A 24,266-nucleotide genomic window follows, 5' to 3' on the forward strand; every position below is an offset into this window, starting at 1 on the left:
GTCGCGCTGCATCTATGGCTGCTTCGGCCCGCTCGTCCCGCTCCCGGAAGGCGTCCACGGTCGCCCTGCCGGCCTGGCATGGCCTCTGGGATCGCCTTCCGGAACGGCATCGGCATCTGATCTGCCTGCTGTTGCTGCTGGCGCTCTCGCTGGCCTTTTTTGCGCCGATTCATTTCGGGGGTAAGCGGCTGATCGGCAGCGATACGGTCAACTGGCGGGCCATGGCCCAGTCGGTCATCGCCTATCGCGATTCGACGGGCACCGAACCGCTCTGGGCCACGAATGCGTTCGCCGGCATGCCGGCCTATATGATTTCCTATCCGGCAAAGGTGCCCCAGGTCGATAGCCTGCTGAACTGGCTGCGAGGCTTTCTGTGGCCGACCTCCCATTTCTTCTTTCTGCTGGCCGGTACCTACTGGCTGGTGGTCTATCTGACGCGCCGACAATGGGCGGGCATGCTGGCGGCCGTGGCCTACGGACTGACCACCTACATTCCGATCATTCTGAAAGCAGGACACAACTCGAAATTCATCGCGCTCTGTTTTGCGCCCTGGCTGGTGCTGGCTTTTGTGCATGGGTTGCGGCGGCCCCGGTTGCTGTCGGGCCTGTTGTTTGCCGTGGTGCTGGCCGCCAACCTGCGGGCCGGGCACGTGCAGATCACGTACTACGTGGCGTTTCTGCTGGGGCTCTGGTGGCTGGTGGAAGGCGTGGCCGCCTGGCGCGAAGGACGTCTGGCCGTATTCGGACAGGCGACGGGCTGGCTCGCGCTGGGAAGCATGCTGGCGCTGCTGATGATTGCCCAGCCCTACTGGCCGGTCTACGAGTACAAACAGTACACGATCCGGGGTGGAAGCGAAGCCACCGGAGGGGGCGACGGGCTGGACTGGGACTATGCGATGGGCTGGAGCCAGGCGCCCGGCGAACTCGTCACGCTGCTGATTGCCGACGCCTACGGGGGCGGCAGCCCCACCTACTGGGGGCCCAAGCCGTTCACCGAGGGGCCGCACTACGTGGGCGGTATCGTGCTCTGGCTGGCCCTGCTGGCGCTCTGGCGTCGGCGGGGGCGCACCGCCTGGATCCTGGGCGCCGGCACGCTGCTGATGATCCTGTTCTCGCTGGGCAGCTACTTTCCGCTGCTCAACCGCTTCATGTTCGAGTATTTCCCGCTGTTCGATGCCTTTCGGGTGCCGGAAACCTGGCTGAGCACGGCGGCTCTGGGACTGGCCCTGCTGGCCGCACTGGGCGGCGGCTGGCTGCTCGAACAGCAGCCGGAGCGGTCGCGGACGCTGCGGCCGGCCTATCAGGTGTGGCTGGGACTGGTCGGGCTGGTACTGGTGCTCTGGCTGGCGCGGGGCAGCCTGTTTTCCTTTGAGCGACCGGGCGAAGTGGAACAGATCGCCCGGCAGGTGGCCGCCGCCAACAACGTGGCCCCGGACGATCCGCGCCTGCTGCAGGCGGTGCGACAGTACGTGGCCGAGCAGCGGACGGTACGCTCCAACCTGTTCGGTCGCGATGCACAGCGCACGCTGGTATTTCTGCTGCTGGCCGGCGGATTGCTCTGGCTCTACGACCGGCAGCGGCTGCCCGGCTGGGGGCTGATGGCCGGACTGACCCTGCTGGTAACGATCGACCTGTGGGGCGTGGGGCGACGCCACCTGAACGAGGAGGTGCTGACGGACGCCCGGGAAGCCACCGATCTGATCCCCACCTATTCGTTCGATCGTTTTCTGCTGGAGCGGCAACGGGAGGCCGGAGGACCGGGCCACTTCCGGGTGCTGTCGCTCGAAAGCGGTAACCCCATGACGAACGCCCGGCCGTCCTACTATCACGAGTCGATCGGCGGCTACCACGGCGCCAAGCTGCGGCTGTTTCAGGATTACATCGACCACCTGTTCGTCGATCCGGCGACCGGACTGCCGCGGTCGCGGGCACTGGATCTGTTGAGCGTGCGCTACGTGGTGGTACCGGCCGGCGCCTCGCTGCCCGGCATGCGCGTGGTGTTCGAGGACGAGCGCTGGCGCGTGCTGGAGAACCCCTCGGCGCTACCCCGGGCGTTTCTGGTGGGGCGGTATGAAGTGGTACCCGATCTGACAGCCCACCGGCAGCGGCTCTTGGATCCGGCGCTGGATCTGCGCCAGACCGTGCTGCTGCGCGAGGACCCCGGGATCGAAGTGACGCCCATCGATTCGACCAGCACGGCTTCGGTGCGGCTGGTGCGCTTCGGTCCCCGCGAGATCGTCTGGGAGGTGGCCACCGACGCGCCGCGGCTGCTGGTGGTGGACGAGGTGTATTATCCGGCCGGGTGGCATGCCACGGTAGACGGCCAGCCCGCCCCGATCCTGCAGGCCAACTATCTGCTTCGGGCCGTGCCGGTGCCGGCCGGCACGCACACCGTGGTGATGCGCTTCGATCCGGCCAGTCACGTCTGGGGCGTGCGAATCGCCGCGCTGGCGACCCTGCTGGCGTACGGGGGCGTCCTGTTGCTGCTGGGACTGGGCTGGTATCGACAGAGGCGGAAAGGATGAGTCGGTCGGGGAAGCGGTGGGTGCTGCTGGTCACGTATTACTTTCCGCCGGCGGGTGGGGCGGCCGTGCAGCGGTTTTTGAAGTTCGCGCGCTATCTGCCGCAGCATGGCTGGCAGCCGGTGGTGCTGACCGTTCGCCCCGAGGACGCCGCCTATCCGTCGCGCGACCCGGAATTGCTGGAGGAAGTGCCGCCCGACGTGCCGGTGATCCGTACGCGTGCCTGGGATCCGTATGCCGCCTACGCGCGCCTGCTGGGCCAGCGTAAGGAGGAAGCGGTAAGCGTGGGCTTTGCCGGACGGCCCCACCGGAGCTGGAAGGAACGACTGGCCCGCTGGATCCGGGCGAATCTGTTTCTGCCGGACGCCCGCGTGGGCTGGGTGCCGTTTGCCCTGCGGGCGCTGCCCCGGCTGCTCCGGCGGTATCCGATCGAAGCCGTGGTGACGACCGGGCCGCCGCATTCGACGCATCTGATCGGCTACCGGGCACACCGGCGCTACGGGCTACCCTGGGTGGCCGACCTGCGCGATCCCTGGACCGGGATCGATTATTACGAAATGCTTCCCATGACGCGCTGGGCGCGTCGGATCGATGCCTGGCTGGAACGTCGGGTGCTACAGGCCGCCTCGCATCGGGTGGTGGTAACCCCGGCCATGCAGCGGGCCCTGGAAGCCCGGGGACTGCCGGCCGTGTTGATCCCGAACGGCTTTGATCCGGCCGACTTCGAGGGGTTGCAGCCGCGGCCGTCCGAACACTTCTGGGTGACCTACGCCGGCAGCATGAATCCGGCGCGCAATCCGGAGGCGCTCTGGCAGGCACTGCGAAGCCTGAACGACGCCACGCAGCTTCGGGTGCGGTTGATCGGCACGGTGGATGCGTCCGTCCACCGGGCTATCGCGCAACATGGACTGACGGACAGGGTGGAGGTGCTGCCTTTTCTTCCGCATCGGCAGGTGCTCCAGTACCTGCTCGACAGCGCCTTGCTGCTGCTCGTGGTCAACCGCGTGGCCGGGAATGCCTGGATAATTACGAGCAAGTTGTACGAATACCTGGGAGCCGGACGGCCCGTGCTGGGCATCGGTCCGGTAGCGGGCGACGCGGCGGCCGTGCTGCGCGAAACGAAAGCTGGCGAGATGTTCGACTACGACGACGTGGAAGGCATCGCCGCCTACCTGCGCCGGCATTACGAAGCGTGGGCGGCCGGGCGACCGCTGCCGGGCGCCCCGCCCGAGCTGGCCCGACGCTACAGCCGCCCCTATCTTGCCGGCGAACTGGCCCGCCTGCTGGAAGAAGTAACCCACGCCGAGCCATGCGTGTCTGCAGCATCGTAGGAGCACGTCCCCAGTTCATCAAAGCGGCCATGGTGAGCCGGGCGCTGGCCGAAGCCGGCATCGAAGAGGTGTTGATCCACACGGGTCAGCACTACGACGTGAACATGGACCGCGTCTTTTTCGAAGAGCTGGGGCTGCCGGCGCCCCGGGTGCATCTGGGGGTGGGCTCCGGTACGCATGCCGAGCAGACCGGACTGATGATGATCCGGCTGGAGGCGGCCTTGCGCGCCATGCGTCCGGCGCCCGACTGGGTGCTGATCTATGGCGACACGAACAGCACGCTGGCCGGTGCCCTCGTGGCGGCCAAGCTGCAGCTGCCGCTGGCTCATGTGGAGGCCGGACTGCGCTCGTTCAACCGGGCCATGCCCGAAGAGATCAACCGCGTGGTGGCCGATCATCTGTCGCAGCTGCTGTTTGCACCGACGCCCACGGCCGTCGAGAACCTGCGGCGCGAGGGCATTACGCAGGGCGTACACCTGACCGGCGACGTGATGGAAGAGGCCGTCCGCTGCTATGCCGAAGTTGCACGCCGCCGGGTGCCGCTGGCGTCGCTGACCGCTCATGCGCCGGGCACCTACTACGTGGCGACCGTGCACCGCGCCGAGAACACGGACGATCCGGTCCGGCTGCAGGGAATCTTTGAGGGCCTGGGGCGGCTCGCGCTGCCCGTTATTCTTCCACTGCATCCGCGCACACGCGCCCGTCTGAATGGCGGCATCCGGGTGCCGGCCAATGTCGAACTCCGGGAGCCGGTGGGCTATCTGGCCATGCTGACGCTCGTGCAACACGCCCGTGCCGTGCTGACCGACTCGGGCGGTCTGCAGAAGGAAGCCGTCTGGCTGGGCGTGCCCTGCATCACGCTGCGCGACGAAACCGAATGGGTGGAAACACTCGAAGGTGGCTGGAATCAACTGGTCGGGGCCGACCCGGATCGCATTGTGGCCGCCGTCCAGCGCCGTCCCGAAGGGCCTTCCGCTTTCTGCCGGGACCAATCCGCCAGCCAGCGCATTGCCGAACTGCTGCAGCAGGTTGACGGATGAAGCCCCGTCTTCTCTTCATCTATCTGCATCCGAGCCCGTTCGTGCTGGACGATCTGGCGGTGCTGGAGGCACATTACGAGGTGCGTCCGTTTCATTTCGACGTACGGCGGGTGCGTACTCCGGGTGGGATGTTGCGCATGCTACGCGCCCAGCGGGCGTGGCTGCGGCGTGAGCTGCCCGAAGCAGCGCTGGTGCTGGGCTGGTTTGTGGACTACCACATGGTGCTACCGGTACGGATGGCCCGGCGCCGAAAGATTCCGGTGGCCGTTGTGCTGGGGGGATTCGACAGCCGCTGCCTGCCAGAGCTGAACGACGGGGTATTCTGCAGTCGCTGGCGGGCGCCGCTGGCCCGATACGTCTATCGCAACGCGTCGCTGCTGCTGCCGGTCGCCGCTTCGCTCATGGAAATGCCGGCCACGCCCTGGACCGGCAATCGGCTGCAGGGCGTGCGGGCCTGGGTGCCCGGGCTGAGGACGCCGTTCCAGGTCGTCCCCACCGGTTACGATCCGGAGCAGTGGCCGCCCGGTCCCGCGGAGCGCCCGCCGGTGGTGCGGACCGTTGCTTTTGTCGGCTCGGAGCGGGTGCTGCGCTGTAAGGGAATCGATCTGCTGCTGGCGGCCGCGACGCATCTGCCGGAGGTGCAGTTTGAGGTGGTGGGCGTGACGGCCGAGATGCAGCGGATCATTCGGGAGCGGTATGCTCCGTCGCCGAATGTCCGACTCCGGGAGCCGGTCCCGCGTGCGGAGCTTCCGGCCATCTACGGGGAGACGTCCGTGTACGCGCAGCTTTCCCGCGCCGAAGGATTGCCCAATGCGCTGTGCGAGGCCATGCTGTGCGGGTGCATTCCGGTGGGCAGTCCGGTGTTCGGAATCCCGGAAGCCATCGGCGACGCCGGCTTTATCGTGGAGCGTCCGGAGGTCGGGGCCGTGGTGGACGCCCTCCGTCGGGCGTTGCAGTGCGATGCGCGCTGGCGAACGCGAGCCCGGACACGCATCCTGCAGTTGTACCCGAAGGATCGAAGAATCCATGAGTTAATAGCCGCCCTGGAGTCGCTTCGGCAGAGCCAGAATGGTTGAACAATGGCGGACGAGCGGCCCACAGTCAGCGTGGTGATTGCGGCCTACAATGCCGAGCGCTGGATAGCTGAAACGATCCAGAGTGTACTCGGGCAGGATTACCCGGTGCTGGAGGTGATCGTGGTGGACGACGGTTCGACGGACGCGACGCGCGAAGTGGTCGCGCCGTTTCAGGGGCCGGTCCGCTACGTGTTTCAGGAAAATGCAGGCTCGGCGGCCGCCCGCAACCATGGCATTCGACTGGCCCGTGGGGAACTGGTGGCCTTCCTGGATGCCGACGACCTCTGGTTGCCGGGCAAGCTCGCCGCCCAGGTAGCCTGCCTGCAGGCACACCCGGATTGTGGCTGGTGCTACACGGATGCCTGGCTGGTGGACGCATCGACCCGGAGCAAAAAAGTGCGGCTCAGCCAGCTTGCCGCCATGCCCGAGGGAAGGGTGCTGGAGGCGCTGTTGCTGAGCAACTTCGTGCCGTTTTCCAGCGCGCTGGTGCGCCGGGAAGCGCTGGAGGCGGTCGATGGCTTTCGTGAAGGGCCGGATCGGCGGATCAGTGAAGACTGGGACCTCTGGCTGCGCATCGCAGCTCACTACCCCGTCTGTCGTGTAGCGGAGCCGCTGGTACTGATCCGGGATCATCCCGCCCGTAAGACCGGTACGGCTGCGCTGGACGAGCTGGTGCGTGCCCGTGTGCGCATCGTGGAAGAAGCGGTGGCACGCCATCCCGAGTTGCGACGGCTCCGGCGGGTGGCCCTGGCCGGCATCTACGAGGGAGCCGGGCGCAAAGCGCTGGTTCGGGGACACCGGGCGCAGGCCAGACGGCTGCTGGGGCGCGCCGTGCGAATGGATCCGGGCAGGCTCCGTCGCTGGGGCTACTGGCTGGCCGCCTGGATGCCGGCCGCGGTGCGGCGTCTGGCCGGACGGCTCCGATCGTGGTGGTGGCAACGAACACATGCAGACGAGAACGCATGAGGCTTCCCAACTGGCCGTTACTGATGCCGGCGCGCAAGCTATACCGGGTGGCCGACCGGTTGTATCGCCGGGAACTGCTCGCCTGGAGCATGCGGGCCTTTCGGCGACAACCACCCGGGACGTTGCCATCCCGCCGGTTGCTACGCGCCCTGCGTAAAGGCTGGGGCAACGAAATCTGGTCGGTCAGCGAAGAATTACTGATCGGTCTGATTCGGGAAGCCTGGAGGACACCGGGACCGGTGCTGGAGTGCGGTTCGGGACTGAGTACGCTGCTGCTGGGAGCGATCGGGATGCAGGTCGGCTGGGAAGTGTGGACGCTGGAGCACGATGCCTTCTGGGCCGAACATGTGCGGTGGGCGCTACGCCGCTTCGGGATTACGAACGTTCATCTCCTGCATGCGCCGCTTCGCGATTACGGGGCCTTTCACTGGTATGATATAAAGCCCGAAATGCTGCCCGCCCGTTTTTCGCTGGTGCTATGCGATGGGCCGCCGGGCAACACGCCAGGCGGCCGCTATGGGCTGCTGCCGGTGCTGGGCCACCGGCTCAGTCCTTCGGTCATCATTTTGCTGGACGATGCCGGGCGTCCGGAGGAACAGGCCATTGCACATCGCTGGACGGCCGAACTCGGCGGCACGATGACCATTGAAGGCGTGCAGAAACCCTACGCCCGGATTGAAGGCCCCGGATGAGTCGTACCGCTTCGCAGAGCACGCTGAACCGCCTGCTCCGGCAGGGCAGCGTTTATGCGCTGGGGAATCTGCTGCTGAAGGCCAGCGGACTGCTCCTGGCGCCGCTCTACCTCGACACCACGCTGCTTCCGCAGGCGGCCTATGGCTATCTGGTGCTGCTGGAGGCCACGGCACAGCTGCTGCTGCCGCTGCTGGGACTGGGACTGACTACGGGGCTGCTCAAGTTCGCCACCGATCCGGTGCAGCGCGACCGACAGGAAGCCGTGCCCTTCACCGTGCTGAGCGTCTCGCTGGGAGTAGCGCTGCTGGTGCTCGGGCTGAGCTGGCTGGTGGCACCCCGGTTGGGCACGCTGCTGGGCTGGACCGACGGTGAGATCATCCTGCGCCTGTTCGGGGGGTACCTGGCCGCGAAGCTTCTGAGCAGCGTTCCGCTGGCGTTTCTGCGGCTTCGGGAGCGGGCGGCGCTTTACACGACGGCCATATTGCTTGAGACGGCGCTGCTTATCGGCGGCGTGTACTACTTTCTGGCGCATGCGCAGCTGGGCCTCCGGGGCGTCGTGCAGGCCATGGCACTGGCCTCCGGTAGCAGTGCGCTGGTGCTGGTGGGCGGTATGCTGCGCGTGGTACCCCGGCGCTGGGATCCGCATCTAGTGGGGGCGCTCATGCGCTTCGGGCTGCCGCTTGCGCTGGCCGGCGTGGCGCTGCCCGTGCTGCACGTGGGCGACCGCTACCTGCTGGGCTGGCTTGCCGATCCCGAGACGGTGGCCGTCTATGGCTGGGCGGCCCGCCTGAGCGGCGTGCTCAACATGCTGCTCGTGCAGAGCTTCCAGCTGGCCTTCGCCGTGATCGGCCTGAAAGCGCTGGGTGAGCAGCCGGAAGGTGAGGCGGCGCTGCACCGCCGGACGTTCCGGCACTACACGATCTGGGGCGGCTGGATTGCGCTGGCGCTCTCGCTGGGCGCCTACGACGTGACGGCGTTGCTGGCCTCGGATGCGGCCTACCTGAAGGCCGATTCGCTGGTACTGCCGCTGAGCCTGGGCTACCTGCTGTTCGGGCTGTACAATATTTTCGTGAACGTGCTCTATGCGGCCGGAGAAAGTCGCTTTATCGCCTGGAATGTCGTGGCGGCCGGGCTGCTGAATGTCGCACTGAACCTGTGGTGGATTCCGAAGCTGGGGGCCATGGGGGCCGCACTGGCCACCGTCGTGGCCTACGGCGTACTGGCCGGAGGAACTGCCTGGCGCGCTCTCCGGGTACGTCCCACGACCTATCCCTGGCGGGTGCTGGGGCTCGTTCTGGTGCTGGTAACGGGACTGGCGCTGGTGGGATACCTGACGGCAACGCTGCCGACGGCCGTCCGGTTGGCGGTGCGCGCGCTGCTGGTGCTGCTCTATGGACCGCTGGTGGTGGCTTTGCGGCTCTATCGCCCGGAAGAGCTCCGGGAAGGCTGGCGGTGGCTGCGCCGACGATGGGAGCAGATGCGCACGCCCACCGGATGAATTGCAAAAAGCCGGCGGGGCACTCTATATTGCGAAGCCTGAACATTGAAAGGACGCCCTGAGCCCGATCGACCGTGTGGAGCGAAATCGCCCAGCGTTTCCCGCTGCTTCAGCAACTCTTCAGCCGCCGTGCGCCCGTTGGCGACGGACGCCGTCCGGAAGGCGGGCCGTCGAAGGGCACGGTCATCACCATCTGCATTCTGATCTCCACCTTGCTCTGGTTCACCTTTACGCTTCAGGAGACCTACACGGCCACGCTGGATCTGCCGGTGCGCGTGGTCAACGTGCCGCCTGATCAGGCGCTGGCCGTTCCACCGCCGCCTTTTGTGCGCGTGCAGCTCCGTGGCGAGGGCTATCCGCTCGTGCAGCTTTATTTCAACCCACCGACCATTACGCTGGACGCCCGGCAGGACGTGATCGATCTGACCACCCTTGATCTGAATCTGCCCCGGGGGGTGGTCGTGGAAAGTGTCGTGCCACAGGTGGTGGAATTGCGAAAAGAACCGCGCGTGACGCGTCGGCTGCCGGTCGAGCTGCGCGTGGTCATCGAAACGCCGCCCACGCACGACCTGCTCTACCCTCCGCGTGTCGAACCCGACAGCGTGCAGGTTTCGGGAGCTGTTTCGATTGTGAACAAGCTGAGCGCCTGGCCGACCGTGTCCATGCGGATGCGCGACGTGCGCGACTCGATCGCGATCCGGGTCCCCCTTTCCGACACGCTGCGGCCGCTGGTGACCGTCACGCCTGAAGCGGTGCAGTTGTACGCCCGCGTGGTTCCCTTTACCGAAGGGGTCCGCGAGCTACCGGTCCGCGTGACGGGGGTCCCCTCCACCGAGCGTGTGGTGACGCTGGAGCCGGCCACCGTGCGCGTGCGCTTCCGTGTGCCCTTAGACCAGTACGAGGCGGCCATGACGGCGCCCGACTTCTTCGCGACCGTTCCCTACGAGGCCATCCGTGCCGACACGACCGGCCGCGTGCGCCCCATCATTCACCTGCCCGATGGCATCGCCGTGCGCGACATCGTGGTCATTCCACCGGCCCTTCGCTACTACAACGTGCTGATTCAGTAGGCGGTCGGGTACGCAGCGGCATATCGTCTGGCGATACGACTCCGCATAAAAAAAGGCCACAAACCTTTTTCGCAGGAACGTTTGTCGCTTTTTGCTGAAGCCGAAACAAGGGCCGGGGCCTCTCGTTGGAGCGAGCGGCGCTGAAACCGAGAGGCGGCCCATGACTTCCGCTGCCGGGCAACGTACGGAGTACTACGTGGACACGCCGCGCGGGCTGTTTACGGCGGCCGGCCACTGGTTTCGCACGACCGAGGCGTTGCTCCAGGCTTATGCCGGGCCGCTTCTCGAAAAAGAGCCGCTGGACCGGCTGCTGCGCCAGGCCGACGCGTGGCTGGCGCTCCCTTCGTTACTGATGCTCTGGCCACTGCTTCCGCTGCTGTGGGGAGGCGGGCCCGCCGTGGCTGTCGGCGTTGCGCTGGCGCTGTACCTGCTGGGGCATCTGCTTCTGCCCCTGTTGATTCTTCGGCCGCTGACCCCGATACTGACGTTGCTGGCCAATCCCTGGCTGCAGGGGGCGGCCTACGTGGCGGGGTTGACTGCGCTGGCCTGGAGCGGACGGCTACCGGCCGTATGGATGGGACTGGCCGGTTTTGTGCTGGTGCGCTGGGGACTGCTCGACCGGCTGCTCCGGCCTCTGCTGGATCGGCTGCATGCGGCGCTGTATCCGTTGCCGCTGCCCGATCAGGTGTTGCGCACGCTGATCCTCCGTGCAGCGCTGGCCCACCGCGTTGCGCTCCCCGAACTGCAGGCGATGGAGCAGGAGGTGCTTCGACGCCTGCGTCAGCTTCCCTGGAACCGAAACTGAATCGAATGCATGCCTGCGACCACGTTGTACTTTGTGCGGCACGGCGAGACCGATTATAACCGCAACAGTATCGTGCAGGGACGCGGCGTCGATGCGCCGCTCAACGATCGGGGACGACGCCAGGCCGAAGCGCTCGCGCGGCGCTTTGCCGCGGTTCCGCTGGATGCCATCTACGCCAGCCCGCTGCGACGCGCGCTGGAGACGGCCGAGGCCGTGCGTCGGTATCATCCTGCGGTGCCGTTCTACCAGCTGGCCGATCTGGAAGAAATGGACTGGGGCGAGCTGGAAGGAAAACCCTATGCGCCCCCTTACGACGCGAAGATTCGTGCCATTTACGAGCGCTGGCGGGCCGGCGACTACGACTATCCGGTACCCGGCGGTGAGTCCATCCTGGACGTGCAGCGCCGTGCGCTGCGGGCGCTGGAAACCATCCTGAGCCGCCATGAGGGAGAGACCGTGCTGATCGTCGCGCACGGCCGGTTTCTGCGCATTCTGCTGGCTTCTGTACTGCCCGAGTACGGACTGGCCCGCATGGAGGCCCTTCCACACACGAACACGGCCGTCAATCATCTGGTCTATGAAAACGGCCGTTTCCGGGCGCTCCGGTTGAACTGTACGGCACACCTGGAGGAAGCGGCGGTGGACGACGGACTTCCGACGGAGGTGGCGGCATGAGGCGCATGGATCCATCGGCGGTGGAAGGGGCGTTGCCCGTATGTGCCCCGGAGGAGCTGCCCCGGGTGCTGGGGAGCCGCATCCGGCGGGCCCTGCGTCAGCCCACCGCGGAAATTGTCCAACTGCGCTGTCCCGTCGCGCCGCTCGATCTGCTGGCTTGGCTGGCCGCCCAGCCGGAGCCTGTCAGATTCTACTGGGCCGATCGTGAAAACGCCGAGGCCGTGGCCGCACTGGGTGCGGTTCTGCTGCACGAAGCCACGCATCCGCTTACCCGCGAGGCGATCGCGCCCGTGGAAGACCGACTCCGACGGGCCGACCCTGGTGTGCGGTTTTACGGCGGAGGACGTTTCGACAGCCGGGCGCCGGTGGCACCGCACTGGGAACCGTTCGGTGCCGGGCGCTTCTGGCTTCCCCGCTTCGAACTCCGGCGCGAAGCGAACCGCTACTGGCTGATCTGCAACCTGGTGTCCGAACTGGATCGGGAGCACCCTGAAGCAGTGATCGAAGCGCTGGAGAAGCTTCGCTGGCCCGAGGTGCCGCTGACTCCCGAGCTGCCATTGCCGCTGGATCGCCGGGACACGCCGGATCAGACGGGCTGGACGCGCAACGTCGAGCGTGCGCTGGACGCCTTCCGCCGGGGTCAGATGGAAAAAGTCGTACTGGCCCGTCAGGTACAGTACGCTTTTGGCGAGGTGCTCGATGGACTGGCCCTGCTGCAGCGCTTGCAGGAAGCCACGCCGGGCTGCTTCCACTTTTACTACCAGCCTGAGCCTGGAATGGCCTTTCTGGGCGCCTCGCCGGAGCGGCTGTTCCGACGCGCCGACGGGCACGTCTGGAGCGAGGCCGTCGCCGGCACCCGTCCCCGTGGCCGCACGGAAGCCGACGACGCCCGGCTGGCCGCCGAGCTGCTCCAGAGCGAAAAAGATCGGCGCGAGCAGTATTACGTCCAGCAGAGCATCGTCGAAGAGCTGCGGCCGCTGTGCGAGGCGCTGGACGCCGATCCGCAGCTTTCCGAAATGACGCTGGCCCGCGGGCGGCATCTGTACACGGGCATTCGCGGGCGACTGCGGCCCAATGTGCCTACCGGCGCGTTGCTGGAGGCCTTGCATCCCACGCCGGCCGTCGGCGGCTACCCGCGGGCTGCGGCCATGGAGGCCATCCGCACCTGGGAGCCGTTCGACCGTGGCTGGTACACCGGTCCCATCGGCTGGCTGGGCGCCGACGCGGCCGAATTTGCCGTGGCCATTCGCTGCGGACTGGTGGCCGGACGCCATCTGTATCTTTATTCCGGCGCCGGAATCGTGGAGGGTTCGGTGCCGGCGCTGGAGTGGGACGAGATCGAACACAAGATCAGTGATTTTGTGAACGTGCTGGGCCTTGAGCTTCGACGTTCGTAACCAGCAATACTGGGCCGATCGGCTCATTGACGAGCTGGTGCGCTGCGGTGTGACGCACTTCTACATCGCGCCCGGCTCGCGCTCCACGCCGCTGGTCACGGCGGTGGCCCGCCACCCGGAAGCCCGCGCCATCGTCCACTACGACGAACGGGGCACGGCCTTTCTGGCGCTGGGCTACGGCCGCGCTACCGGACGCCCCGCCGCCTGGATCACCACTTCGGGGACGGCCGTCGCCAACGGCTTTCCCGCCGTCGTCGAAGCCAGCCAGGACGAAATCCCGCTGCTGCTGCTCACGGCCGACCGTCCGCCGGAGCTGCGCGACACGGGCGCCAATCAGACGATCGATCAGGTCAAGCTCTTCGGAAGCTACGTGCGCTGGCACTTCGAGCTGCCCGTGCCCGACCCCGATCTGGACATGGCGCTGGTGCAGACCACGATAGCTCAGGCCGTTTATCGAAGCGTGCGGCCGCCGGCCGGCCCCGTGCATCTGAACTGTCCGTTCCGTGAGCCGCTGATTCCAGCACCCGGCGCGCTTCCTCCGCTTGAAGCCGCCGGGGCGCCTCGCACGCGCTATGTGGCGCCCGTCATGGCGCCCGATCCGCAAGCTGTCGCCGAGCTGGCCGCCATGCTGCGGTCCGTGGCGCGTGGATTGATCGTGGCGGGCAGGCTGCGCACGGTCGAAGCGGCGGCTGCCGTCGAGAAGCTGGCCGAACGTCTGGGCTGGCCGCTATTGCCCGACGTGACCTCCGGGCTGCGGCTGGGCGAGGGAGCCTTCCCGCGAGTGCCGTTTGCCGAGCTGCTGCTGGCCGAGCCGGAGCGGGCGGCCCGCATGCTGCAGCCGGAAGTCGTGCTGCACGTGGGCGGGCGCTTCGTCTCCAAACGCCTGCTGCAATTCGTGCAGGCCGCCCGGCTACGCGCGTACGTCCACGTGCACGACAGTCCGATCCGGCTCGACCCGGCGCATCGCGTGACGCTTCGGCTGGAGGCGGACGTCGCCCGCACCTGCGCGGCGCTGTGCGAGGCGTTGCCGGAGGCGACCGAGCCATCCCCCTGGGCGTGGCGCTGGAAGCAGGCCGACGAAGCCGTTCGGGAACGGCTGCAGCAGCAATTCCAGACGGAGGAGCTTGCCGAGCCGGACGTCGCCTGGCATCTGGCCCGGTGGATGCCCTCCACGCACGGGCTGGTGCTGGCCAGCAGCCTGCCCGTGCGGCTCGTACACGCCTGGGCCGCACCCGACGGCGCCCGACCGCCGGTGGCCGCCAACCGGGGCGCCAGCGGCATCGACGGCACGGTGGCCACGGCGGCCGGCTTTGCGCTGGGACTGGCGCGCCCCGTCACGCTGCTCATCGGCGATCTGGCGCTGCTGCACGATCTGAACAGCCTGGCACTGCTGCGCGAACGGCCCGTCGTGGTGGTGGCATTGAACAACGACGGCGGGGGTATCTTTTCATTTCTACCGATTGCCCGCCATGCCGAAGTGTTCGAACCGTTCTTCGGGACGCCGCACGGCCTGCAGTTCGCGCACGCGGCCCGTCTGTTCGGTCTGAACTACGAGGCCCCCCGGACGCTGACGGAACTGGCGCAGGCCTATCGGGCCGCCTGCGCGCGTCCGAGCGCTACGTTGATCGAAGTGCGCACCGAGCGCGCCCGCACCCACGCCCGCTGGCAGGAGCTGGAAGCGGCGCTGGCCGACCTGCGCGAAGCCTTCTACGAGCCGCTCAGCTCCTGATAGACGGCCCGGATGGCGTTCGGAATGCCCTGCGGCCAGCTCTCGACGTAATGCTCCGGGAAGTCCGGCAGCCGATCCACGGCCAGCTCATCGGCCGTCTTTCCGGCCCTGATCCCGGCTTCGACGTAGCGCCGCAATCCCTCCAGAAAGTCGCGCATCACCAGCAGGTCGGCGCGGCCGCCCACCACGCCGTACTTCGGATTACCGTGGCCGAAGATGAATTGCGTCTCGTTGTCATAGGTGGCATGCAGGCGCTCCAGCGCGGCGATCCAGCCCTCGGTGGTGGCACCACCCGGCAGGTCGATGAAGCAGGGCATCCGGTTGAAGACCAGGTCGCCCACGTGTACGATGTTGGCCTTTTCAAAATGGATGATGGCGTCGCCGCCGGTGTGGGCCGGGCCGTAATAGACAATGTGCACGCGCTCGTCGCCGGCTTCGAGCGTGAGCGATGTGTCGAACGTCCGGTCGGCGTAGGCCTGCTGGTCGAGCGTGCCCTGCTGCTCGGCGGCGCGGCGCTGCAGCTCCGGCACGTTTCGATGGGCGATGATCTGGCGTGCATGGGGCTTCAGCGCGATGTTGCCGGCCGTGTGATCCCGGTGGTGGTGCGTGTTGATCAGCGCGTCGATCATGCGCTCGGTGCGGGCGTGCAGCCCTTCCCAGCACTGCGTGGCCGTCTCGGGAAACTGGGCATCGACCACGATGAGCGCATCGGCCGTGGCCAGCCAGCCGATCGTGCCGCCGCGTCCGGTGAAAATGCCCACGTTGCGGCGAAGCAGGCGAAACGGATCTTCCTGGAGGCGAAAAACCCGGGGCGAAACAAGCGGCAGGAGCGCGGCGGCCAGCGTCTGCTGTAGAAACGTGCGGCGATTCATGGCGATGGTCTCCGTCCGGTGTCGTTCATGTCTTCCAGCGTGCCACTGGCAAAATAAGGCTTGCGCGGCACATGATGATTTTGTAAAAATGTACAAAGAAAATGGAAAAGTCGCACTTGACCGCGTGCGGCGGTCGGGGTAAAATCCTGAAGGGTAGTGGCGTTACGCGGGAAGCACGGAAGCACGCCGCCTCGTTTCGTGCCTGACTGCAAGCGCCGAGGCGATTGGCATGAAAATAAGCTCCGGTAGCGGGGAAGAAAACCTACAGCGATCATGGCACGCTTTGAACTGCTGGTCAACGGAACCCGTCACACGGTCGACGTGCCGCCGGACATGCCGCTGCTCTGGGTGCTGCGGGATGTGCTGGGGCTCACGGGCACCAAGTTCGGCTGCGGCAAGGCGCTCTGTGGCGCCTGCACGGTGCATCTGAGCGGCACGCCGGTGCGCTCGTGTGTGCTGCCGGTCTCGGCCGTGGTCGGGCAGCCCATTACGACGATCGAAGGGCTGGATCCGGAAGGGAATCACCCGCTGCAGCGGGCCTGGCGCGAGCTGAACGTGCCGCAATGCGGCTATTGCCAGGCCGGTCAGCTCATGACGGCCGCCGCGCTGCTGCGGCAGAACCCGAATCCCACCGACGAAGACATCATCGCCGCCATGGGCGGCAATCTGTGCCGTTGCGGCACCTATCATCGGATCCGTCGGGCGATTCATCGGGCCGCGGAACTCATGCGGCAGGAGGGTACGCAATGAGTGGCTTCGACCTCTGGGAATACATCGAGGCGCGACGCAATCCATTCAAGCTCAGCCGTCGCGCGTTTTTGAAGGTGGGGGTGGCCGCTACGGGCGGACTGCTCGTCGGCGGACTGGTCCCGCGTATCGGCAGCGGGAAGGAAGACGATACCCCGGTCGAACTGAACCCGTACGTGCAGGTCGATCCGGACGGGACGGTACGCATCTACGTGCCCAAGTCGGAGATGGGCCAGGGTGTGCGCACCTCGCTGGCCATGCTGGTGGCCGAGGAGCTGGACGCCGACTGGGCGCAGGTGCGCGTGGAGCAGGCCCCGCTCGATCCGAAATACGGCAGCCTGGGAACGGGCGGCAGTAGCAGCGTGCGCACGCGCTGGCGGGAGCTGCGCGAGGCCGGCGCCATGGCCCGGGCGCTGCTCGTCGAGGCAGCCGCCCGGCGCTGGGGCGTCGATCCGGCCCGCTGTCGCACGGAGCAGGGACGGGTGTTGCACCCGAACGGGCGCGAGGCACTGCCCTATGGCGAACTGGCCGCCGAGGCGGCCCGCCTGGAGCCGCCGGCTTCGGTGCGTCTGAAAGACCCGGCCAGCTTTCGGCTGATCGGGCGGCCTCAGCGCGGCGTGGACGTTCCCGACATCGTCACGGGACGGGCCACCTACGGCATTGATGTGCGCGTGCCGGGTATGCTCGTGGCCAGCATCGAGCACTGTCCGTACATTGGCGGACGGCTGCTGCGCTACGACGATACGGCCGCCCGTCAGGTGCCGGGCGTGCGTGCCGTCGTCGAGGTGCCGGCGCTCGGATCGGGCGTCTACCGGGTGCGGCCGGGCGTGGCGGTAATCGCCGAAAACACCTGGGCGGCCTTCCGGGGGCGGCAGGCGCTGCGCATCGAGTGGGAACCGGGCGACGCCGAACGGCACAGCTCGGCGGCTTACCTGGAGCAAATGCAGGCCATGGCCGCCGAACCGGGTCAGGTCGTGGGCGAGCGCGGTTCGGTCGAAACGGCCCTGTCGCAGGGAAGCCGCCGCGTCGAAGCGACCTACGTGCTGCCCTTCCTGGCGCATGCGCCCATGGAGCCGGTCAATGCGGTGGCGCACGTCGAAGGCGACCGTTGCACGATCTGGGCACCTACGCAGACGCCCGAATGGGCGGCCCGGGGCGTTGCCGAGGTGCTGGGCATCCCCGAGCGCAACGTGCGCGTCTTCATCACGCTGCTGGGGGGTGGTTTCGGTCGGCGGCTCATGGACGATTACGCCGTCGAAGCGGCCTATCTCTCGAAAGCCGTGGGCACGCCCGTGCAGGTGGTCTGGACCCGCGAGGACGATCTGCAATTCGATTTCTACCGGCCCATGGCCGTGCACCGCATCGAGGCGGCGCTCGACGCCGAGGGCAGGCCGCTGGCCTGGTACCATCGACTGGTGTCTACATCGATCCGGGCGGCGCTGGAGGGGCCCGATGCGCCCGATCAGCACCGCTCGGAAGTCGGCGGGGCGGACCGGTTGCCCTATCGCGTGCCGAACTGGCGCCTGGAGTACCGCCCGTTCCAGAGTCCGATCTTTCGCGGCTGGTGGCGCTCGGTCGAGCACACGCACACGGCTTTTGCCGTCGAAAGCTTCATCGACGAGCTGGCGGCGGCCGCCGGACGCGATCCGCTGGCCTATCGCTTGGAGCTGTTCGACATGGAGGCGCGAAGCGAAGGAGGCGGCTGGGCACCCCCTTACGAGCCGGCCCGCCTGCGGCGCGTGCTGGAACTGGCGGCCGAGAAGGCCGGCTGGGGACGCCGGCTGCCCGAAGGCCACGGGCTGGGCATCGCCTGCCACTGGGCATTTGCCAGCTATGCGGCGGAGGTGGTCGAAGCCTCCGTGGACGACGACGGTCAGGTGCGCGTGCATCGCGTCGTGGCCGTGCTGGACTGCGGCCGCGTCGTCAACCCGAGCGGGGCCGAGGCGCAGGTGATCAGCGGGGTGCTCGATGGCCTGTGGACAGCGCTTCGGGCCGAGATCGTGCTGGACGGCGGCCGGGTCGTCTCGTCCAACTTCGACAATTATCCGCTTTTGCGACAGCCTGAGGTGCCGCCGGTGATCGAAGTCCACTTTGTGGAGAGCGAGGTGGATCCGACCGGCCTGGGCGAACCGCCCGTGCCCCCTGTGGCGCCCGCGCTGGCCAACGCAATCTTTGCCGCCACAGGCCGCCGCGTACGGCAGCTACCCATCCGGCCCGAAATGCTCCGCGGCTGACGTTCCTTCCTGAGCAGCCCGGAACGGACGAGCGGCTGCGGCGTGAAGGAGGCCGTCCCCGAAAAGCAGGAAGGCAAACGCATCATGCCGGACGGATTCGGTTCGACGGCCTCGGTGCCGGCGCTGCCGCGCTGGCGCATCTGGGTGCTGGCTGCCCGCCCCAAAACGCTGGCGGCGGCCGTCGCGCCCGTGCTCATGGGTACGGCCATGGCCTGGGCTGACGGCGGTTTTCACCTGCCCTCGGCGCTCTTTGCATTGATCGGCGCCCTGCTGATCCAGATCGGGACGAACTTCGCCAACGACTATGCCGACTACCTGAAGGGCGCCGATACGGCCACGCGCAAAGGACCGTTGCGGGTGACGGCGGCCGGGCTGGTGACGCCCGAGGCCATGCGGCGTGCCACCGCGCTGACGTTCGCGCTGGCCGTCGTGGCCGGCCTTTACCTGATCTGGCGGGGCGGCTGGCCCGTGCTGGCCATCGGGCTGCTTTCGATCCTGTTCGGCATCCTGTATACGAGCGGTCGCTATGCGCTGGCCTATCTGGGGCTGGGCGAGCTTTTCGTGCTCATCTTCTTCGGTCCGGTGGCCGTGGGCGGCACCTACTACGTGCAGACGCTCACGATCACGCAGGAAGTGCTGCTGATGGGCCTGGCGCCGGGGTTGATCTCGACGGGCATCCTGCTGGTGAACAACGTCCGGGACATCGAGGAAGACCGTCAGGCCGGCAAGCGGACGCCCGTGGTGCGCTTTGGGCGGGCGTTTGGCGTGGGACTCTATGCCTGCTGCCTGCTCGGCGCGTTGCTGCTTCCGGTCGTCTGGTATCTGTTCACCTACCGACATGGCGGGGCGATGGCCGTGCTGGCGCTGCTGCCGGCCAGCGTGCGCGCCATCCGGACGCTGGCGCTCGAGCGGGACGGTGCCGTGCTGAACGCGTTGCTGGCGGCCACCGGACGTCTGCTCCTGCTCTACAGCCTGCTGTTCTCGATTGGGTGGATCCTGACCTGAGCGGCCATGCCCGAACGCACCTGGCGCCTGTTTCGCTTCAGCGTGCCGCTGGCGATGCCGCTGCCGTCCGGTGCGTCGGTGCGCCGGGGCTGGCTGGTGCAGGTGCAGGGAAGCGGGGCGGTCGGCTGGGGCGAGGTGGCGCCGCTGCCGGGCTTCAGCCGCGAGACGCCGGAAGCAGCCTTTCAGGCGCTGCAGGCATTGCTTCCACGTCTGACTTCCGTACCGGAAACGTCCACGTTTGCAGAATGGGCCGAAACCGTGGCGCCGCTGCTGGCCGACGCGCCGGCTTCGGTGCGGTGGGGCCTGGAGCTGGCGCTTGCCAGCTGGCAGGCCGCCCGCGCGGGAAAACGACTGGACACCTGGCTGGCGTCCGATCCGTTGCCTGTGGTCTCAATCAACGCACTGGTGTCGACGGACTGGCGTGAGCGTCCCGCGTGCCTGGCGGCGATTCGGACGGCCGGATACCGGACGGTCAAAGTCAAGGTAAGCGGCCGCCCCCCGGACGAAGCGGCGCGGTGCGTGCGGCGGCTCCGGGACGTGCTGGGCCGAGAAATGACGCTGCGGGTGGACGCAAACCGGGCCTGGACGCTGCGCGAAGCGCTGGCGTTCGCCGAAGCGGTGGCCGATCTGGAGATTGCCTACGTCGAGGAGCCGCTGCGTGACCCGGAGAAGCTCCGGGAATTTGTGCAGCGGAGTCCGCTGCCGGTGGCGCTCGACGAGACGCTGGCCGAGCAGCCGGAGCGGCCCCTGAGCTACTGGGAAGGGGTGACCGCTGTGGTGCTGAAGCCGGCGCAGCTGGGGGGACTGCTACACGCCTGGCGCCGTGCGGAGGAGGCGCGTGCGCTGGGGATGACGGTGGTCTGGAGCGCGGCTTTCGAGACCGGCGTCGGCACGCGCGGGTTGCTGGCACTGGCGGCCGCTTCTCGGAGCACGGCGGCGGCCGGACTGGATCCTTATCGCTGGCTGGCCGACGACGTGCTGCATCCCCGACTGGCATGGCAGCCGGAAATGTCGGTGCGCGAAGCGTTAGCCGGTCCCTGGCATCCCAACCTGACCGTACTGGAGACGATCGATGTCGTCGCGTGAGACAGTCTGCCCGCTGTTTCGCTGGAGCCGGGAGACGCCGGACCGTCCGCTGGTGCGGCTCCCGTCCGGGCCGATCATGGCGGCCGCGCTGGAGGAACGGGTCCGGCGTGCCGTCGCGCGTCTTCGGACCGAAGGTGTGGGATCGGGGGATCGGATCGGGCTCTGGCTGGACGATCCCGTCGCCACGCTGACGATCCTGCTGGCGCTCTGGCGCCTGCGGGCCGTGGCCTGTCTGCTGAGCACACGCCTGCCGGCCGCCGGGCTCGAAGCTCCGATCCGCCAGGTCGGTCTGCAGGCATTGATCACCGATCGGCCGTGCGCGACGACGTTGCTCTGCTGGCACCCGGAGGCGCTGCAGGACGCGCCACCGACTGCTCCGGAAGCACCGCCCCGGCTGGCCATGGAGCAGCACGCCACCGTCTTTTTCACCTCAGGCAGTACCGGCGCGCCCAAAGGGGTGCTGCACACGATCGGCAACCTCATCGACAGCGCGCGTGGGGTGGCGGCGCATCTGCATCTGCAGCCGGGCGATCGGTGGCTGCTGGTGCTGCCGCTCTATCATGTGGGCGGCATGGGGGTGCTCATGCGCTGTCTGCTGGTCGGTGCGGAAGTCGTGATTCCGGAGCGACGGGAGCCGCTCGGCCGGGCGCTGGTGCACTATGCGCCCACGCACGTTTCGCTGGTGCATACGCAACTCTGGCGGCTGCTGCGCGACACCGAAGGGCCGCCGCCCCGGACGCTCCGGGCGGTGTTGCTGGGCGGCAGCGCCATCCCGGAGGAGGTGCTGCAGGAGGGGGCGGCGCGGGGCTGGCCGCTGCATACCAGCTACGGCCTGACCGAAATGGCTTCGACCGTCACGGCTACGCCGCCCGGTGCTTCGCTGGAGTTGCTGCGAACCTCCGGACGCGTGCTGCCCTATCGGGAGCTGACGATCGGCCCGGACGGGTCCATCCTGGTGCGCGGGCCGGTGCGGTTTGTCGGCTATCTGGAAAACGGTCGGCTGCGCCGACCCTTCGACGAGGCCGGCTGGTTCGACACGGGCGATCTGGGATGGCTGGACGAAGCAGGCTACCTGCACGTCGAAGGGCGGCGCGACAACCGGTTCATCTCCGGTGGCGAAAACATTCAGCCCGAAGCGATCGAGCGCGCTCTGCTGCGCCTTCCCGGCGTTGCCGAGGCCGTCGTCGTACCCGTGCCCGATCCGGAATTCGGCGAGCGTCCGGCCGCCTTCGTGCGAACAGAGGAGAAGCGGTGGGAGCCCGACCGCTGGCGCGCGGAGCTGCGCCGGGCGCTGCCGGGTTTCATGGTGCCGGTGGCGTTCTGGCCCTGGCCCGCGTTGCCGGACGGAGGCATCAAGGCTTCTCGACGGCTTCTGAAAGAAGAAGCCCGACGGCGCTGGTCTCCGGCCGAAAGGGAAGACAGGTGAGCGCCCGTGCGTAGCTGCTCAGCTCAGGCGCTCCATCCAGAAGAAGAGGATGTCGTCGTCGAAGGTGTCGGTGTTGCAGCGGCTCAGAATGCCCTGCAGGAGCGTCTGGACGGGATCTTCGGCACCGACCATCTTCGGAGCCAGCTCGCACAGGCCCTGTTCGCCGATCATTTCCCCGGAAGCCGTGCGCTGCTCCATCAGGCCGTCTGTGTAGAGCAGCAGGCCGCCGCCCGCCGGGATGGTGATCGTCGCATCCTGGAACGTGGCATTGGAATCGAGCCCCAGGATCAGATCGCTGTATTCGACCACTTCGGCCGTCTGGCGGTCTTTGACCAGAATGGGACGGCAGTGGCCCGCGTTGGCGTAGGTGATCTCGTGTGTGGTGGGATCCCAGCGGAGGATCAGCAGCGAGGCGAACGTTTCCTCCATGACGGTGTCCTGCATCAGCACGTGGTTGACCCGTCGGAGGAGTTCGGCGGGCGACTGTGCGGTCTGGAGCATGGCGTAGAGCGTGCCCCGGATGTAGCTGAGAAAGCTGAACGCATAGAACTTGGCCTGCAGGCCTTTGCCCATCACGTCGCCGATCGTGATGAAGAACGAGCCGCTCGGGTGCTGCGTCCAGTCGAAAAAGTCGCCGCCGCCGTATTCCTTGGGGCTGTTGTGAAAGTAGAGTCGGTAGCCCGGAACGGACGGGAGCTGTTTGGGCATGAGCTTTTTGGAGAAGTCCTGTCCGATGCGGGCATCGAGCTGCGTCTGGAAGTACTTGGTGCGTTCCAGCAGGCGTTCGATGCGGGCCAGTAGCTGGTCGATGTCGAAGGGTTTGGTGATGTAGTCGTCGACGCCCATGCGCATGCCGCGCATGCGGCTGTGCTCGTCGGCCTTGGCCGTCAGAAAGATGAACGGGATGGCCCGGGTTTCTTTGCGGCTCTGCAGGGCCTGCTGCAGGGCAAACCCGTCCATCTTCGGCATCATGATGTCCGAGATGATCAGGTCGGGGATCTCCTCCAGCACGAGCTGGAGGGCCTCCTCGCCGTTGGCGGCCGAGCGCACCCGGTAGTATTTGCTCAGCCGGTACTCGAGCAGGCGGCGGAGCGTGTGCTCGTCCTCGACCACTAAAATGGAATATCGAGCCATGGATCTTCGTCGTTGGCCAGCGTAAAGACCAGACGGTGTCTTCCGTCCTTCAGGCGGATGTAGTTGAGTTTTTTCGTACAGGCGCGAATAAAATGGAGGCCCATGCCCCGCTCGGGAAAAGCTTCCTGAATCGACGGATTGGACTCCAGCCGTCCGTTCAGGTCGAAGCCTTCCGAATTGTCATCGATAAAGCATTCGACGATGCGACCGTTGCTGCGGATCGTTAACTCGATGGATGGCGCGCGGTTGCCAAAATGTGCGTGTTGAATTAAATTGGCCAACCACTCATGGACGGTCAGCTGGACGCGATAACGCAGGTCTTCATTTTCCGGAGGCAGCGGAAGGCCGGCATCCGGCTTCGCAAAAAGGGCGTGCACCCGGTCGATCAGATCCTCCAGGTTGTTGAATCGGTAGCGCACTTCTTTCATCATGGATTCGGGCCACGTCCAGGTAAGGGGCAGGATCAACCCGGCAGCCGGAGCCTGTCGTGCCCGTCAGGTTTGCTGCAGCGCCTCCTGCGCCGCTTCGACCGTGGGAAACTGCCGGAAAACCTTGTACGTTCGCGTCAACTGCACGACCACCTGTACGGGCCGCGAGACCGACGCGAAAACAACCTGGCCGTTGCGCGGCGAAACCTGCCGGTACAGGGAAAAAATGGCGCCCAGTCCTGTGGAGTCCAGGATGCCCGTTTCGGAAAAATCCAGAATGAAGTTGCGGACGCCGGTCTGCACCTGTTCCTGGCAGATGGCCTTGAATTCCGCCGCGTTGCGAAAGTCCAGCGCCTTGCCGACGCGAATGACGACGGTTTCCGCATTCAGGGGTTCGACCGAGAAACTCATGACCGACGGGTTGTGCATCACACGTTTGGGGGCTGGTTCCGGGTGGTTCAAAGTATCGTCCGGTCCAGGCGTGGCTAAAGCGCACGTTTCCGGACTGGACGGTTGCGACTTCAAACACCAT

21 protein-coding genes are annotated in these 24,266 nt (G+C 67.0%); 17 read left to right on the forward strand and 4 right to left on the reverse strand.

The genetic code is table 11. The features are described from left to right. Positions 1-14: 14 nt before the first annotated feature. From GYH26_RS03010 to menD, 12 genes are all read left to right on the forward strand, one after another. Positions 15-2,525 (forward strand): YfhO family protein, encoded by a 2,511-nt coding sequence (locus tag GYH26_RS03010; RefSeq protein WP_014066250.1) that lies wholly within the window; start codon positions 15-17, stop codon positions 2,523-2,525. Beyond that, on the forward strand, positions 2,522-3,853 hold the full coding sequence (locus GYH26_RS03015) for a glycosyltransferase (protein WP_161540437.1): 1,332 nt from the start codon (positions 2,522-2,524) through the stop codon (positions 3,851-3,853). Before GYH26_RS03010 ends, GYH26_RS03015 begins: the two co-directional genes overlap by 4 nt. Beyond that, positions 3,832-4,893, forward strand: a complete 1,062-nt coding sequence (wecB, locus tag GYH26_RS03020; protein ID WP_161540438.1) for a non-hydrolyzing UDP-N-acetylglucosamine 2-epimerase — start codon at positions 3,832-3,834, stop codon at positions 4,891-4,893. Before GYH26_RS03015 ends, wecB begins: the two co-directional genes overlap by 22 nt. After that, on the forward strand, positions 4,890-5,969 hold the full coding sequence (locus GYH26_RS03025; protein ID WP_161540439.1) for a glycosyltransferase family 4 protein: 1,080 nt from the start codon (positions 4,890-4,892) through the stop codon (positions 5,967-5,969). Before wecB ends, GYH26_RS03025 begins: the two co-directional genes overlap by 4 nt. A 3-nt stretch (positions 5,970-5,972) precedes the next feature. After that, positions 5,973-6,935, forward strand: coding sequence for a glycosyltransferase (locus GYH26_RS03030; RefSeq protein WP_161540440.1), 963 nt, complete (start codon positions 5,973-5,975; stop codon positions 6,933-6,935). Positions 6,936-6,958: 23 nt separating this feature from the next. Further along, the gene (locus GYH26_RS03035; protein ID WP_242006566.1) at positions 6,959-7,627 is read left to right on the forward strand and encodes a class I SAM-dependent methyltransferase; all 669 of its coding nucleotides are present in this window, start codon (positions 6,959-6,961) and stop codon (positions 7,625-7,627) included. Further along, a complete protein-coding gene (locus tag GYH26_RS03040) occupies positions 7,624-9,126 on the forward strand; it encodes a lipopolysaccharide biosynthesis protein (protein ID WP_161540442.1) in 1,503 nt (500 codons plus the stop codon). The genes GYH26_RS03035 and GYH26_RS03040 overlap by 4 nt, the downstream gene beginning before the upstream one ends. Positions 9,127-9,200: 74 nt before the next feature. Then, complete coding sequence (locus GYH26_RS03045) at positions 9,201-10,196, forward strand: hypothetical protein (protein ID WP_161540443.1); 996 nt, start codon at positions 9,201-9,203, stop codon at positions 10,194-10,196. 160 nt (positions 10,197-10,356) lie between these two features. After that, positions 10,357-11,001, forward strand: a complete 645-nt coding sequence (locus GYH26_RS03050; protein ID WP_161540444.1) for a hypothetical protein — start codon at positions 10,357-10,359, stop codon at positions 10,999-11,001. A 9-nt stretch (positions 11,002-11,010) separates the two neighbouring features. After that, positions 11,011-11,676 carry a histidine phosphatase family protein gene (locus GYH26_RS03055; RefSeq protein WP_161540445.1) on the forward strand — a complete coding sequence of 222 codons (666 nt, stop codon included), beginning with the start codon at positions 11,011-11,013 and terminating at the stop codon, positions 11,674-11,676. Next, the gene (locus tag GYH26_RS03060; protein ID WP_161540446.1) at positions 11,673-13,073 is read left to right on the forward strand and encodes an isochorismate synthase; all 1,401 of its coding nucleotides are present in this window, start codon (positions 11,673-11,675) and stop codon (positions 13,071-13,073) included. The genes GYH26_RS03055 and GYH26_RS03060 overlap by 4 nt, the downstream gene beginning before the upstream one ends. Continuing rightward, positions 13,054-14,802, forward strand: coding sequence for a 2-succinyl-5-enolpyruvyl-6-hydroxy-3-cyclohexene-1-carboxylic-acid synthase (gene menD / locus GYH26_RS03065; protein ID WP_161540447.1), 1,749 nt, complete (start codon positions 13,054-13,056; stop codon positions 14,800-14,802). The genes GYH26_RS03060 and menD overlap by 20 nt, the downstream gene beginning before the upstream one ends. Here menD and GYH26_RS03070 read toward each other — a convergent pair. After that, on the reverse strand, positions 14,781-15,674 hold the full coding sequence (locus tag GYH26_RS03070) for an MBL fold metallo-hydrolase (RefSeq protein WP_161540448.1): 894 nt from the start codon (positions 15,672-15,674) through the stop codon (positions 14,781-14,783). The genes menD and GYH26_RS03070 overlap by 22 nt on opposite strands. 273 nt (positions 15,675-15,947) lie before the next feature. On the opposite strand from GYH26_RS03070, the gene GYH26_RS03075 reads away from it, so the two are divergent. From GYH26_RS03075 to menE, 5 genes are read left to right on the forward strand one after another with little or no spacing between them, the layout of a single operon-like run. Beyond that, the gene (locus tag GYH26_RS03075) at positions 15,948-16,424 is read left to right on the forward strand and encodes a (2Fe-2S)-binding protein (RefSeq protein WP_054685686.1); all 477 of its coding nucleotides are present in this window, start codon (positions 15,948-15,950) and stop codon (positions 16,422-16,424) included. Then, complete coding sequence (locus tag GYH26_RS03080; protein WP_161540449.1) at positions 16,421-18,655, forward strand: xanthine dehydrogenase family protein molybdopterin-binding subunit; 2,235 nt, start codon at positions 16,421-16,423, stop codon at positions 18,653-18,655. Before GYH26_RS03075 ends, GYH26_RS03080 begins: the two co-directional genes overlap by 4 nt. Positions 18,656-18,697: 42 nt before the next feature. Further along, entirely contained in the window at positions 18,698-19,660 is a 963-nt protein-coding gene (locus GYH26_RS03085; protein WP_014066263.1) for a 1,4-dihydroxy-2-naphthoate polyprenyltransferase, read from the forward strand. A gap of 6 nt (positions 19,661-19,666) precedes the next feature. Then, positions 19,667-20,746 (forward strand): o-succinylbenzoate synthase, encoded by a 1,080-nt coding sequence (gene menC, locus GYH26_RS03090; protein WP_161540450.1) that lies wholly within the window; start codon positions 19,667-19,669, stop codon positions 20,744-20,746. Continuing rightward, a complete protein-coding gene (gene menE / locus GYH26_RS03095) occupies positions 20,733-22,172 on the forward strand; it encodes an o-succinylbenzoate--CoA ligase (RefSeq protein ID WP_161540451.1) in 1,440 nt (479 codons plus the stop codon). Before menC ends, menE begins: the two co-directional genes overlap by 14 nt. Positions 22,173-22,190: 18 nt before the next feature. Here the strand turns inward: menE and GYH26_RS03100 are convergent, their stop codons facing one another. The 3 genes from GYH26_RS03100 to GYH26_RS03110 all read right to left on the reverse strand — a co-directional run bounded on the left by GYH26_RS03100 (position 22,191) and on the right by GYH26_RS03110 (position 24,145). Next, positions 22,191-23,306 (reverse strand): PP2C family protein-serine/threonine phosphatase, encoded by a 1,116-nt coding sequence (locus GYH26_RS03100; protein WP_161540452.1) that lies wholly within the window; start codon positions 23,304-23,306, stop codon positions 22,191-22,193. Beyond that, complete coding sequence (locus GYH26_RS03105) at positions 23,285-23,737, reverse strand: ATP-binding protein (protein ID WP_161540453.1); 453 nt, start codon at positions 23,735-23,737, stop codon at positions 23,285-23,287. Before GYH26_RS03105 ends, GYH26_RS03100 begins: the two co-directional genes overlap by 22 nt. A gap of 63 nt (positions 23,738-23,800) precedes the next feature. Continuing rightward, positions 23,801-24,145 (reverse strand): STAS domain-containing protein, encoded by a 345-nt coding sequence (locus GYH26_RS03110; protein ID WP_242006567.1) that lies wholly within the window; start codon positions 24,143-24,145, stop codon positions 23,801-23,803. Positions 24,146-24,266 lie beyond the last annotated feature (121 nt).

The organism is Rhodothermus marinus (assembly GCF_009936275.1).
Taxonomy (GTDB): Bacteria; Bacteroidota; Rhodothermia; order Rhodothermales; family Rhodothermaceae; genus Rhodothermus; species Rhodothermus marinus_A.